This is a genomic window from Rickettsiales bacterium (assembly GCA_025210695.1).
GTDB lineage: Bacteria > Pseudomonadota > Alphaproteobacteria > Rickettsiales > CANDYO01 > CANDYO01.
The window spans coordinates 14,993-29,137 of sequence record JAOARE010000028.1 but is presented as its reverse complement, the minus strand read 5'-3'; the positions used below and the strand labels follow the sequence as shown (position 1 = coordinate 29,137).

General features: G+C 32.6%; 13 protein-coding genes. 6 read left to right on the top strand and 7 right to left on the bottom strand.

What is annotated here, in order from left to right; genetic code table 11:
• Positions 1-15 precede the first annotated feature (15 nt).
• On the top strand, positions 16-3,291 hold the full coding sequence (locus N4A31_04710) for an ankyrin repeat domain-containing protein (GenBank protein ID MCT4635529.1): 3,276 nt from the start codon (positions 16-18) through the stop codon (positions 3,289-3,291).
• Here the strand turns inward: N4A31_04710 and pth are convergent, their stop codons facing one another.
• The 6 genes from pth to N4A31_04680 all read right to left on the bottom strand — a co-directional run bounded on the left by pth (position 3,292) and on the right by N4A31_04680 (position 7,676).
• The gene (gene pth, locus N4A31_04705) at positions 3,292-3,861 is read right to left on the bottom strand and encodes an aminoacyl-tRNA hydrolase (GenBank protein ID MCT4635528.1); all 570 of its coding nucleotides are present in this window, start codon (positions 3,859-3,861) and stop codon (positions 3,292-3,294) included.
• Between the two features lie 24 nt (positions 3,862-3,885).
• Positions 3,886-4,434 (bottom strand): peptidylprolyl isomerase, encoded by a 549-nt coding sequence (locus N4A31_04700; GenBank protein ID MCT4635527.1) that lies wholly within the window; start codon positions 4,432-4,434, stop codon positions 3,886-3,888.
• A 132-nt stretch (positions 4,435-4,566) separates the two neighbouring features.
• Positions 4,567-5,274: an acyloxyacyl hydrolase gene (locus tag N4A31_04695; GenBank protein MCT4635526.1), complete on the bottom strand. Its 708-nt coding sequence runs from the start codon at positions 5,272-5,274 to the stop codon at positions 4,567-4,569.
• A gap of 126 nt (positions 5,275-5,400) precedes the next feature.
• Complete coding sequence (locus tag N4A31_04690) at positions 5,401-5,991, bottom strand: nucleotide exchange factor GrpE (GenBank protein ID MCT4635525.1); 591 nt, start codon at positions 5,989-5,991, stop codon at positions 5,401-5,403.
• Between the two features lie 76 nt (positions 5,992-6,067).
• Entirely contained in the window at positions 6,068-6,928 is an 861-nt protein-coding gene (locus N4A31_04685; protein ID MCT4635524.1) for a S49 family peptidase, read from the bottom strand.
• A 10-nt stretch (positions 6,929-6,938) separates the two neighbouring features.
• Complete coding sequence (locus N4A31_04680) at positions 6,939-7,676, bottom strand: TlpA family protein disulfide reductase (protein ID MCT4635523.1); 738 nt, start codon at positions 7,674-7,676, stop codon at positions 6,939-6,941.
• A gap of 37 nt (positions 7,677-7,713) precedes the next feature.
• Here N4A31_04680 and N4A31_04675 point away from each other — a divergent pair, with 37 nt between their 5' ends.
• The 5 genes from N4A31_04675 (at position 7,714) to fmt (ending at position 12,191) form a co-directional block, all read left to right on the top strand.
• A complete protein-coding gene (locus N4A31_04675; GenBank protein ID MCT4635522.1) occupies positions 7,714-7,815 on the top strand; it encodes a lipoprotein in 102 nt (33 codons plus the stop codon).
• Between the two features lie 16 nt (positions 7,816-7,831).
• Positions 7,832-9,976 (top strand): bifunctional (p)ppGpp synthetase/guanosine-3',5'-bis(diphosphate) 3'-pyrophosphohydrolase, encoded by a 2,145-nt coding sequence (locus tag N4A31_04670; protein ID MCT4635521.1) that lies wholly within the window; start codon positions 7,832-7,834, stop codon positions 9,974-9,976.
• Between the two features lie 110 nt (positions 9,977-10,086).
• Positions 10,087-10,752, top strand: a complete 666-nt coding sequence (locus N4A31_04665; protein ID MCT4635520.1) for a CADD family putative folate metabolism protein — start codon at positions 10,087-10,089, stop codon at positions 10,750-10,752.
• A 4-nt stretch (positions 10,753-10,756) separates the two neighbouring features.
• Positions 10,757-11,272 carry a peptide deformylase gene (def, locus tag N4A31_04660; protein ID MCT4635519.1) on the top strand — a complete coding sequence of 172 codons (516 nt, stop codon included), beginning with the start codon at positions 10,757-10,759 and terminating at the stop codon, positions 11,270-11,272.
• A 13-nt stretch (positions 11,273-11,285) separates the two neighbouring features.
• A complete protein-coding gene (fmt, locus tag N4A31_04655; GenBank protein MCT4635518.1) occupies positions 11,286-12,191 on the top strand; it encodes a methionyl-tRNA formyltransferase in 906 nt (301 codons plus the stop codon).
• Here the strand turns inward: fmt and N4A31_04650 are convergent.
• Entirely contained in the window at positions 12,184-14,070 is a 1,887-nt protein-coding gene (locus tag N4A31_04650; protein ID MCT4635517.1) for a DUF3857 domain-containing protein, read from the bottom strand. The two genes, fmt and N4A31_04650, sit on opposite strands and share 8 nt — an antisense overlap.
• Positions 14,071-14,145 lie beyond the last annotated feature (75 nt).

Here is a 14,145-nt window from a genome sequence, read left to right as displayed (position 1 = left end):
TTTATTGAAAGAAAGATGAAAAACATACATGAAATATATCATAGGACTGAAAATCCACAAGAGTTATTAGATGTAATAAATTCTGATAATATTAATGAATTAGATGAAGAAGGTTACTCTCTTTTGGAGAAAGCTTGCTATAATGGGCAACCTAATCTGGCTAGTAAGCTTGTTTCTGAAGGAGCAACATTACAAGATAATACCTTTGAAATATTGGCAAAGAGTAGCAAGATCTCTTCCTCATTGGAGATTTTCCAAATTTTAATGAAAAAACATATAAAAATAGAAGATCAACAATATGTAAAGAAGCTGATTAGAACAGCTATTAGTAATGGCCATATTGATTTAACTGATGAGTTATTTAGTAAATATATTGAAGAAAGAAATAGGTTTACCGTTCAAAGATCTATGATCAAGGCAGCTTTGGCTAATAAAGACCATGATTTAATGTCCAATTATCTAAAACTAAGAAGCGTTGATTCTAGTTTAAAAAATAAATTCCTAGAGGGTGCAGTTTTATCAGGATCTTTTGAAGATGTTCAATTTTTATTAGAATGTGATCCTTCTAGAATAAACAATCATGATGAAGGTAAAACTTTACTGAATAAAGCATATGATAGAAAGATAGAATTAGAGAAGAAGGTTATAAGGTTAGAGAAAGTAAAACCAGTATCCAAGGATAAACAGAAAGAAATTGCTTCATATCAAGAAACTATTGATAATCTTTATAAATCAATGGAGGTTTTATTATCTAATAATTCATTTGATATTGGGGCTGCATTAAAGCACAATCCTAAAATTCTAACAGATTCTTATGTGGCTTCAAAAAAACAGACAAGAGATTCTAATCTGAACCTAAAAAAGAAGGTTTTCTCAAAAATTTTAGAACATCCTATGGCTCTAGATTATCTTGAAGAAAATGGCAAAGAGCTGGTAATGCTTGCTGCAAAGCATGGAGATAAAAACATCTATGAATATATTAGGGACAATTGTAATATTTCTATTGATGTACAAGATTCTCTAGGAAATACCCAGATTCTTTATGCTGCAAAGTCAGGATCAAATATAATTTTTGACGAATTAAAAGACGAAGCTTCATTAGGTAAAAACAAAAATGGCACCAATATTCTTATGGCTGCTTGTGAAGGATATAATCATAAAATTATAGAATATGGATTAAAAAAAGCAGATCCTAGAGAGCTAGATCTTCAAGGTAACAACGCTTTACATTATTTAGCAACCCATTCTGGTGAAAAATCCAAGACAACAAATGAGAGGGGATTAAGCTATTCAGAATTATCTACAATCAATATTACAAATGTCATAACAGACTTATTAAATTCTGGAGTTGGTGTTGACCATAAGAATAAGAAAGGTTTAACTCCGCTGATGTTAGCTGTCATCAATAATAATGTAGATTTAGTGAAAATATTGCTTGAGAGGGGAGCAGATATAAATGCAGTGGATAAGCAAGGAAATACACCTCTAATTTATGCTTGTGCTTTAAACAAGAAAGAGATGATCGAAACTGTATTATCAGAAAATAATTTAGATATTACTCATAAGAATAATAATGGAAATTCAGCATATTTAATCTCAGCCCAGAGAGATTGGCTGGAAAGTGAAGAAAATCATGAAGAGATAGAGAAGGCGCTAAACAAAAAAGTTTCCTCTGATAAAAACTCTTATCCGAATTTAACCCAAACCTTGCTTAGTAGAGGAGCCGATCCTTATGAGGTAGAAGTTACCAGTATATTTGATGCTGCTTTGTTTGTGTCAACAGCCATAAGTTTGGCAAAGATAGGAGGAGTTGTTGAATATTATACAAAAGATGAAAAATTTCCTGGTGTGTCTGTTGTTGGCAAGGCCATAAAAATGACTTCGGCTTTGGCCGCTGGAAGAGTGGCTGCAAAATATGCAAGGGAAGTTACTAAAAAATATATGACTAGGCTGTTAACCAGAGGGCAAAATGATCATAGAATGGATCTTAACAATAAAGTTATGATTGGATCTGTGCATGATAGAGGGATTGGTTTTGTTAAGCATGGCAACACTTTAAAGAAGTCTATACAGGGTCATGGAAATTTTAAACAATATTCTGCTATTTACAATATAGATGAGTTTAAAAATAGAACAGATAATCTCAAGAATACCAATGATTTCAACTATTGGGTTGTGGAAGCAAATAAGGATTTAACAGATCAATATATTGCCTTGCAGCATAGGATTAAGAATCAACCTTGGTATTATAAATTTCCACTAATTTGGAAGAGTATTGCTTTAAAGAAAATAGAAAAAAATATTTTAGAAGCTCATGATTATCTTCGTAAAGAAACTCCAGAAGTTTTCAAAATAGATGGAAAGAATTTTGAGAAAGAATTTAGTGGGTTAATAGAAGTTTTGAAATCTTCAGAGTCTTCTAGAAAGCTATTAAATGCCATAAATCACAAGGATAACAAAAATATTAAAGAACTGATTCAAGGTGTTGTTAATAGAGAAATTTTAGTATCTCCTGCAACATATAATACTTTCTTGAAGTTTTCTCAAGCTGAGAAACAACATTGTTTGCAGAGTAGTGTTGCTTCTTCTTCTGAAATTAAATTATCAATTAAAAGAGATGATATAGAGAAGTTTAGGAATGCAACAGAAGAACTACTTTATGAGGTTAACAAAAAAAATAAAATTAATGATGAACCGAAAGCTAGAGGTTTTGTAAAGGGAGCTATAGATGTTGTTACGGGTGTTACGCAAGAAGGAATAATTAGGACGGTAGAAGCAGTTACACCAGGTGGGACCTTAAAAGAAAAAAGAGACACTTTTGTCAATTGTACAGGTAATTTAGCTGCTATGGTTGCTCAGCCATTTGTAACCTTTAATACACTTCCTGAAAGGGATAGATTAGCTACTATTCCTTATATAAAGGATGCAGTGTTAGTTGGAGGTGTGGTATATAGCACTGTAGGATCATCTTTATCATCTATTGCATCTACAGCTTATTCTGTGGTATCTAACAATCCTCAAACATCTCTTGCTGTTGTTGGTGTTGGAGCTGCTGCTGTTGCTTTATATAGGGCAGATTATTTACCCACATATGCACAAATAACTTCACGGATTTCTTCTAAAGAACAGATTAAAAAAGATCATCTTTTGGCAAGAGAAGAGGGGTCAAGAATAAATATTAAAGAGTCAAAAATAAAAGACTTTGAGTTTCGATTAGAAAAACAGTGGAAAGATAAAGTTCCGTCTAGAGCTAGTAGATCAGCAGAGAGTCAAGATGTAAGAACTAGATAGTCAGTTCTTATTAGTCATTTTATTCATAAAATTAGGTGGATCTTTTTTAATAATCAGGTCAAAGTTTTCTAATATCTTACCAATCATTTCTTGAATAATTATTTCTTCCTCTTTTGCAAATTTATTTAACACAAAATTACTGATATTTTTTTGATGAATTGGTTTATTAATACCTATTCTTAGTCGGTAGTAATTGGGACCTATATGTTGATCAATCGATTTGATACCATTATGCCCTCCTGATCCTCCTCCAATTTTCATTTTTACTTTAGCTAAAGTTAGGTCTAGATCATCATGAATTACAACTAAATTATCAGGAGATGTTTTGTAGAAATGGGTAGCTTTAGATATCGCGTCTCCCGAAAGGTTCATAAAAGTTTGTGGCTTCAATAAAGTTATTTTATGAGACTCTAAAATTTTATTACTAGTTAAAGATGAAAACTTATTGCTAAAGTTTGGAAAAGAAAATTCTTCAGCTATTGCGTCTATAATTTTGAAACCAACATTATGTCTAGTTCCTTCATAGGAAGGACCTGGATTACCAAGCCCTGCTATTATTATATGGTTCATAAATTATAACCATGCTTTTGTGTATTATTTTGCTTCATCAACAGCAAGTACCATTTTAACAATAACGTCAGGATTTGTTACGCTGCCATTATTGTTAGGGTCGCCTTTTTTAATTTTATCAACAAATTCCATGCCTTCGGTTACTTGGCCCCATACTGTGTATTGGTTGTCAAGAAAACGAGCATTTGCAAGGCAGATAAAGAATTGACTATCTGCAGAGTTGGGATTGCTGCTCCTAGCCATAGATACTGTTCCACGGAAGTGAGGTTCACTATTGAATTCAGCGGGGATATTTTTTCCGGATCCTCCAGTTCCATTTCCTCTAGGATCACCAGTTTGAGCCATAAATCCATCTATCACGCGATGAAACTTCAAACCATCATAGAATTTTGATTTGACCAATTCTTTGATTCTAGCCACATGTTGAGGGGCTAAGTCTGGGCGCATCTCAATGGTGACGCGACCATCTTTTAGGTATAAATATAAAGTATTTTCGTCAGCAGCATTTGCCGATGTAGTGATTGTAGACATAAAAATAAAACATCCCATTAATATTGATAAAAAAGATTTCATAAAGACTCCTTGTGTTTGGCAGTTATTATGCTTAAATTTATATTAAAAATTAATATTAATCTAATAAAAAAGGGGACACTTGAAAGAAGATCCCCTTTTTTGTTACTATTTAAAAATAGTTATTAAAAAATATTAGAATGGTACTCTAAGTCCTAGAACTACACTATGGCTTTGAAGTCTATCGCTAGTAACACCATCAATTTTATAAGTGTTTCCGTTGTCAGCAAAACGGTAACCTAAGCTAACTCTGTAGTCGTTCTCTAACTTGTAAGATACACCTGCTCCAACTTGATATGCAAAGTCCAATTTGCTCTTATCAAATTTAGTAGCTGTTCCACCTCTAGTTGTGGTGATGTCAAACTGGTTATATGCAGTACCAAGACCAACAGTAACATATGGAGAAACATTTTCTTTAGGTGTGTCAATTAAATATGTTCCATTTAACATAAGTTTAGTTGTAGCTACAGTTGAATCATATTTATCTGAATTGCCAGAAGATGTGAAATCAAAATCTGTTTCTGGAACATATGAAACCATAGCATCAACTAAGAAATTTTTATTTATTATTTTTCCTAGGCCAACACCTAAAGATCCAGAATCTTTAAAGTTGTCAGTTGCTCTGGAAGCATTGTCATATTTAGGTTTATAGTCATTGAATTGATATGCAGCTTCTAAAACTACATATTTATCCATCATTTCTTGAGCTACAGGAGCCTCCATAGGCGTTTCTTTGTCTTTTTTTAGGAAGCTTGTGTCTTGTTTGCCACTAGAAGCCAAGGCTGAAGTAGATAGAAGCCCTAATGCTACTAGAGCTAAAGATGTTTTTGTTATTTTATTCATGGTGTCTCCTTAAATAATTAATTCGTTTAGGGGTTAAATCTTGTATACACAATAGATATGATAAGTTTGCAACCTCTAAGAATCAAGAGATTTAGTAAACTACAAAAACTATTGACAATATTAACTCTATAATTGTGGTGTTTTTGCAACCACTACCATTGCAGGTTTAATTAATCTATCATGAAGTGAATATCCGGCGCGCATAACATTAGTTACTGAATTGGCTGGTAATTCATTATGTTCTATGTGAGAAACGGCTTCATGGTAATTATGGTCAAAATTTTCTCCAAGTTCTGGCATAATTCTTTTTAATCCATATTTTTCAAACACCTTTAATAAGGTTGTTTTTGTCATTTCAATTCCTTTATAAATGGAGAGAAGAGAAGAGTTTTGTTCTAGTTCTTCATTTGGGATGCTATCAGTGGCCATATATAAATTTTCTAGAACTTCAATAAGATCTTGTGCAAATTTATTTATAGCGAATTTACTAGCATCTTCCACTTGTTTAGCATTACGTTTGCGAGAGTTCTCGGCATCTGCTGTCATACGGAGTAACTGCTCTTTTAACTGTGCTATTTCTTCCATAGCGGCTGTATTTTCTTCTTTTAGTTTGTTGAGTTCGGCTGGTTGCTCTTCTTGCTTTTGAGGATTGGATTGTATGTCTTTTAGCACTTGAGCAAGTTTTTCAGATTCTTTGTTGTTTTTGTTAGTTGTCATAATATATTTCCAATTTTTGAATATGATTCCTTAACTGTAAATTTATGTATTCAATCATATAATTTCAAGAGGGGTGTTATCTTAATTCAAATTTCTTTTCAGCTAAACTGTCAACAGAATAACTAGAAATTGACTGAGTAACAGAATCCAACATCATTGATAGTTTTCTTTTGATCCAGGACTTTTCTTGATTAACTATTCGAATATTTATTTTTTTTCCAAATCTAGCTTCAATTTCACTATAAAGGTCCCCAATTTTATCGGCAAGGCCGTTTTCAACAGCTTGTTTTCCAGACCAGATGGCTCCAGTAAAGGCTTCTTCTCCTTCAAATTTTAATTTTCCATTTCTTGAGTGATTTACATGGTTCTTAAAATTATTATATATATCTTCCTGAACATTTAAAATAATATCTATGTCTTCTTTTCTTTCAGGCAAGAAAGAATCTAGTAGCGCTTTGTTTCCTCCTTTTGTATAAACACGACGGTCAATTCCTAGACGGTCAATTGCTTTGTTAAAACCAAATCCCGAGAAACGAACTCCTAGACTACCTATTATGGAGTTATCAGCAACTATTATTTCTGGAGCCGCACAAGCAATCCAATATCCACCGGATGCAGCGATATCTTCAACAAAACTAATTATAGGAATAGAAGATTTTTTTGATAATTGGCTGATTCTTTTGGCAATTAACTCAGACTGAACAGGAGATCCCCCTGGTGAATTAATATTTAAGACTACAGCTTTAACATTCTTTCCTTCAAAAGCCTGCTCTAAATGTTTGTTAAGATGAGACAAGGTGAGTCCTTGTTTGAAATTTACTGCTCCAATTACTCCCTCTAAATTAAGTATGTTGACCACATGTTTGCGCTTAAAAAGTTTAAGATATTTTTTTAAGAAACTTGATTTTGTATTAGTTCTTTTAACGTTATTAGTCATTTTGCCTCTTTTAATTTATAAATAGTTTAGATTTTTCTTTTGGTTTTTCAGGAATTGGGGCTGGTTCAACAATTTTTGGTGGAATATATTCTTTTCTAACCGTTTTATATTCTGGGGGTAATAATTGACGTTGGCTAACTTTGTATTCTAAATATTCTTTTAATTCTTCATTATCCCAATCAATAGGCACCCCAGGGGTTGATTTTGCAATTATTTTGCCATCAAAATCCATAAGATAGCTGGCTGGCAAATGATTAATCATTAATTTATTATATATCGATTTCTTTTTGTCGAGATAAATGTCTAAATAGTCTATTTGGTGTTTTGTGAAAAATTTGTCAATTGCAGGAATTCCTTTGAAATCTTCAGAGATTACAATCACCATCAATGCTTTTTTTCTAAATTCTTTTTGTAATTTATTTAAGGCAATTAATTCACTTTGACAATCCATGCACCAGCTAGCCCAGAAATGAATAATAATAAAATGATTCTCAAAATTATCTAATGTTTTCTTTTCCATATCTTGATTATAGAATATACTGTCTATCGAAAGAGATATAGGAGATGTAACTTTTTGAAAGATTGAAGGTATATTTTGTGTTCTCAAAGGGTTCTCCGGCGGTGTTTTCTGAGTTTCTTCGCTGGATAAAGGTTGTTCCGGTGGCGTTTCCTGGGGGGCTTCAGCAGAAACAATAGATGAAAAAAATAATACAGAAATAAAAAGTAATTTGGTATATATTCTCAACATCTAGGGCCTCCTTAAATTTTTAATTTGGATAAAATTTATGAAAAAGTTATTTTTAAGTATACTCATATTATTACATTTAACAAGTTGTGGAGTGAAGGGTGATTTATATTTACCTTCAGAAGAGCAATCTCAAAACTAATTATTATTAGGTTGTTATGAATCATATAGTCTTAATAAAGAAAATAGAATCTTATAATTCAAGCTTTAATCCTGAGCAGGTAATTAAAGCTTTTGAGTTTGCAAAGAAGGCTCATAAGAACCAAGTTAGAGCATCAGGGGAGCCTTATTACCTCCACCCTTTAGCAGTTGCCTTGATTTTAGCTGAAATGCATTTAGATGAGGATTCCATTATTACTGCTCTGCTTCATGATACAGTAGAAGATACTGCAATTAGCTTAGAGGATATTCAAATTCATTTTGGTACAGATGTTGCCAAGCTTGTTGATGGTGTAACTAAATTAGCAAAAATAAAATTTCAGCCTGATAATATTAGAGAAGGAGAGAATTTTCGAAAATTATTAATGGCGATGTCTGAAGATATTAGAGTTTTGGTTGTTAAACTGGCAGATCGCTTACACAATATGAGAACAGTACATTTTTTGTCTGAAAAAAAAGCTTTAAGAATAGCTCTTGAAACTATGGAAATATACGCTCCTTTGGCTGAGCGTATAGGTATGCAAAAAATGAAGCATGAATTGCAAGATTTAGCTTTTGCTATTTTATATCCTGAAGAAAGAAAATCTATAATTAACCGCCTTGAATACTTAAGATCTGATGGTGGGTCTATGGTTGATAAAATAGAAACTCATATTAGTAAAACTATTTCTGATTTTGGTATTAGTGCAGAAGTAAATGGAAGAGAGAAAACTCCTTGTTCAATATGGCATAAAATGAAGCTTAAGAACATTATTTTTGAACAGCTTTCAGATATTATTGCCTTTAGGGTTATAGTTCATGATGTAATTGATTGTTATCAGGTTCTTGGTATTATCCATGCTGCTTATCAGATGATTCCAGGTAGTTTTAAAGATTATATAAGCACTCCTAAAAGTAATGGATATAGCTCGCTTCATACAGTGGTAGTGGGGCCTAATAAGCAGCGCATTGAAATACAAATTAGAACCCAAGAAATGCATTATCTTAATGATTGGGGGGTTGCTGCACATTGGGGATATAAACAAGATGTAAATTTAACGAAAGACACAGTGGGTGGTAAAAGATTTAAATGGATTAGAGAATTAATAACAATTCTTGATAATTCTGAAACTGAAGATTTTATTGAGCATACAAAATTAGAAATGTATGAAGATCAAGTGTTTTGTTTTACTCCAAAAGGAGAAATTATAGCGCTTCCTAAAGGAGCAACTCCTGTTGATTTTGCATATGCTCTTCATTCTGATATTGGAAATTCTTGTTCAGGAGTTAAAATCAATGGTCGTGCAGCTCCACTTAGAACTATATTAGAAAATGGAGATCAAGTTGAGGTTTCAACTTCTAAGAACAAAGCTCCTTCAATTGTGTGGGAACAATTTGTGGTTACAGCCAGGGCAAAATCAGAGATAAAATATTTTATTCGTTCCAAGCAGCGTAAGGAATATGCCAGTCTTGGTAAATCTATTTTATCCAAATTCTTTATTGGGGAAGGAAAGGAGTTTAAAGAAGAGGAATTTAGAGAATACTTATCTCTTTTTCATAAAAAAAATATTGAAGATTTATATGTTGCAATTGGTGAAGGTAGTATTGCAAGAGAGGATGTTCTTAGGGCTTTATATAAGAATAAAAAGAGTAAATTAGGTAATTTAAAAGATAAATTTTCTTTTTTAAAATTTCGTAAGAAACCAAAACCTACATGTTCTCCAATTTTAGTAAAAGGAATGGCTTCAGAGACGGTATTTCATTTTGCAACTTGTTGTAACCCTTTGCCTGGAGATCAGATTGTTGGAGTATTTGATGGAACCCAAGGAGTAAATATTCATACAGCTGATTGTGATGCGCTTCATAAAAATAAAGATGAAGATAAGTGGATTGAAGTTTCATGGGATAAAAATGCTAAAGATTATAAGCATCTATGTCGTTTAAAAACAACAATTTCTAATGAGATAGGGGCTATTTCTACAGTCACCTCAATAATATCTAAGCATGGCTCTAACATAAGTAATATAAAGCTCACAGGAAGATCTCAAGACTTTTTTGAGATGGTTATAGATGTTGAAGTGGTGGGCGTTACTCAGTTAACCAATATGATAGCCGCTTTAAGATCAAAAGAATGCGTGCATTACATCGAAAGATTCAAGATGTAGCATATTGGCAGCGTTATAAGGCATTAACTGGAGGATTAATTATTCTTGATTGAAAAGATAAAATGGTATAGGCTTGGGGCAATAAAAATTCAATTAGGAGATAGAAAATAATGTCTATTAAAAATTTACGTGAGAAAATAGCTGATAAGCATTTATTAAAACATGATTTCTACAAAATGTGGACTGCAGGGGAGTTAAACCAAAGTATTCTGGCTGATTATGCCCATCAATATTATAAACATGTGGAGGCTTTCCCGCGTTATGTTAGTTTAATCCATAGCCAATGTGACGACTTGAAAGATCGTCAAGTGCTGCTAGAAAATTTAATTGAAGAAGAAAGAGGTGATGAAAATCATCCTAAGTTATGGAGAGATTTTGCTACAGAGCTTGGAGTTAAAGAAGAAGATTTAGTTAAAGTTAAAGCGTATAAAAAGACAGAAATTTTGGTTAATAGATTCTTTGATCTTTGTAAAGAATCATATGCTTCAGGTCTTGGTGCTTTATATGCTTATGAATATCAAACTCCAGCAGTTTCTGAAAGTAAAATTCAAGGACTAAAAGAGTTTTATAATATTACAGGTGAGAAAGCATTAAAGTTTTTTGAAGTTCATAAAGGTGCGGATGTTTGGCATTCAGAAGAAGTTGCTGGTTTAATCGAAAAATTATCTCCAGAAGATCAGAAAATAGCCACTAAAGCGGCTTCAGAAGCAGCAGAAGTTTTATGGGGCTTTTTAGATGGAATGATGGAAGCTCATAAATTGGAATGTAAGCATTAATTCAATGGCTAAATTACCATTAATATTTACTCCTAATCCTCTTCTTAAAATGAAATCTAATCCTGTTGAGGTGGTTGATAAGAACTTGCAAAGCTTTCTCGATGATATGTTGGAAACAATGTATCATGAGGAAGGCGCAGGCCTTGCAGCAGTTCAAGTTGGTCAGTTGAAAAGAATTTTTACAGTGGATATTGGTAAAAAAACGGATCCATCTTTGAAGGAGCCACATTTTTTTATTAATCCTGAAATAATTCATTTATCTGAAGAAAAGATAGATATGAAAGAGGGATGTCTTTCTTTTCCAGGAGGACGCTCTTTAATATCTCGTCCTAAAGAAATCAAGGTGAAATATTTAGATTATGATGGTAATAAACAGGAAATGGAAGCAGATGACTGGATGGCCAGAGCCATTCTTCATGAGAATGATCATTTAAATGGAATCACCATGCCAGATTATATGTCAGCAATGAAAAGAGATGTTTTCTTGCGCCATGTTAAAAAGGCCATGCGTAACAAATAATTGAGTATTTAAAATGAAAATAATTTTCATGGGTAGTCCGGAATTTTCACTGCCAACCCTTCAAGCTTTGCATGAAAAACATCAGGTCATAGCGGTTTATACCCAGGCTCCAAAGCCTGCCGGTAGAGGAAAAAAGGAAACTCTTTCTCCAGTTCATCAATTAGCTAATTCACTAGGTTTGCCAGTTTATACTCCAAGGACTTTACGTAAAGCTGAAGTTCAGGAAGAATTTAAATCTCTTGGCGCAGATTGCGCAGTGGTAATAGCTTATGGTTTAATATTGCCCAAAGAAATTTTAGAAGCAACTCCTTATGGATGCATTAATATTCATCCATCTTATTTACCAAAATATAGGGGTGCTGCTCCAATGCAAAGAACTATCCTTGCAGGAGAAAAAGAAACTGCAATGTGCATTATGCAAATGGATGAAGGTATAGACACGGGGGATGTTTTAGATCTTGAGAAGGTTTCTTTAAGTGACGAAATAACTTATCAAGAATTAGCGGATAAGATGGCTTCACTGGGTGCTAAGAATCTTATAAAAGTTTTGGATAATATAGATCAAATCACTCCAAAAAAACAGAGTGAAATTGGTGCTTGCTATGCAAGTAAAATCACCAAAGAAGAAGCAGAGCTTAATTGGAGTGAATCTGCTGAAATTTTAATGCGAAAGATACGTGTTTTCAATCCATGGCCTGGCGCATTTTTCTATCATAATAATGAAAAGATAAAAGTATTAGCGGCTAAGTATGATCTTACTCCACATAATTTTAAACCCGGAACAATAATTGATGATAAATTATTGATTATTGCTTGTGCTCAAGGTTCTTTCCAACCTCTCATTATGCAACGTCCTGGTAAGAATCCTATTGTCACATCTGATTTTCTTCGTGGTTATAAAATAGAATTCTCTAGTTAAACACAACTGACACATCTTTAAAATTTTCTTCTAACTCTCTTTTTAAATTCAAGAACTCAGGTGTTTGTAGTTCCTCATTAAGAATGATTTCTTTCTTAACAATGGTGCTATCATCAATAGTTAAGATGTTATCTTTAAATGATAATTTACGAGATATAGATACCCACTTGGTATTAATTTCTCTATTCAGACTTTCGGCATTTTTAACATCTATATTTTTAATAATAGTTCTTCTTTTAAAACTATTTGGCTCGCCTATGAAAAGATCAGAAACTGTATCTTGGGAAGCATGGATAAATTTATCTATTCCTAATCTATTATAACTAAGCTTTAATCCCTTTCCTAAATTTGTTTTAAATAATCTACCATCCTGTTCATAAGAATAAGTAATATAAACATCTTTCACCGTTCTTGACTTTAATTCAGGCAATACCATATGTTTTTTGTTGGTGCTATCTAAGTTAGTGCCGCTTAGGGCATAAAAAAGAGAAGTTTCTATATTGCTTTTAGAAGTATATAACTCTGCTCCTGTTATGATTAGAGCTTCTTCATTTTGTAGGAGTAAATTACCTTTTTCTACAATTTTATTATCAGAAATAATCTCAATTTCACGGTTATGAGAAATTACAGCTTTCTTTGGATCAACGCCAGGAGTTTTCTCATAAATAGGATCTTTTAAATCTAAAACTAAAGTCGGTTTATTGGCAATGTCAGGAAAAATATTGCCAGCCATGCTTTGAATATTGGTTGGATCAATCCAATATATTTTACCTGTTTTGCTAATTGCTTTTACTATAGCATGATTAAAAAATCTAAGATCAGCTAAAGCTTCTGGAGCAAATAATGTGTTTCCTCTAAGAACCAAAGCAAATTGTGCTTTATATCCTAACTTACTTAGAATCGCCACTGTTGCTGCCGATAAGTCTTTACAATCGCCGAGTTGGGTTTTGCTAATTTGAACAAGATTTCTAGGGGCTAGTCTTCCTTCAACAGTGGTATTATCACTAAAGAACTGAATTCTGTCCCTAAGCATAGAAGTTACTACATTAATTTGATCAATTTCATTTCTTATTTTTGCAGCAGATTTAGCAATTCTATTAAATTCTTTAGGTAATTCCTGTTTGTAAATTTTTGCAAAATTTTGTTCGGCAAGGTCTTTCCCAAGTTCTTTCCAATTATTCGCACTTGATATAGAAACCCATGTGAGAAGTTTGTAATTATCCAGTCCATTTTCTGGTTCATTGATAGTGTGTTTATATATATCTTTGTTAAGAGTGATTTCTAATTTTTGAAAGTCATCTTCATTGTCTTTTGTTATAATTAGGTGATTTTCTGGGTCATTAACAAAAATATTCAGAGGCATTCCAGATTGTAGCTTTATGTTAGAATTAGCCAACCATTCCCTACTGCCAAACTCAAAAAATGCAGAAAAATAATTATCTAAAGGGGGGGTATTTATAGTCTTTTTATATTTTAGATATATTTTGCTTCCAATTTCAATTTTAGGAAATGCTAAGAGTATTTGATATTGTTGATCAAATCCTTCGCTGCTGCTTGCAAGCGGTTTGTCTTCGATAAATTTGGGATCAATTGGATATTCTTTACCTTGAAAAATAGTTTTGGCTTCTAAAATTTCTATTTTTTGGCTATCCCCATCATAATATAAAGTATAGCGAGTTGCTTTGTCGCGAGCAGATTCTTTTAGAATCTCAAATTCTTCTTCAATTATAGATTCATAAGTTCCATCTTTTTTTATGATAATATCCTGATTGTTGATATCCATTTTTATAGAGGCTTCTTCAAACCCTGCCCATTTTGCATGGGAGATATTTGCGGTAATTATAAGACATATAAAACAGATAACGCGTAGCATATTCATTAATTTCCTAAGGTTAGTTTTCAGAGGGAATATACTATAATTATTCGTTATTTGTCTATATTAAAAACATCTTCT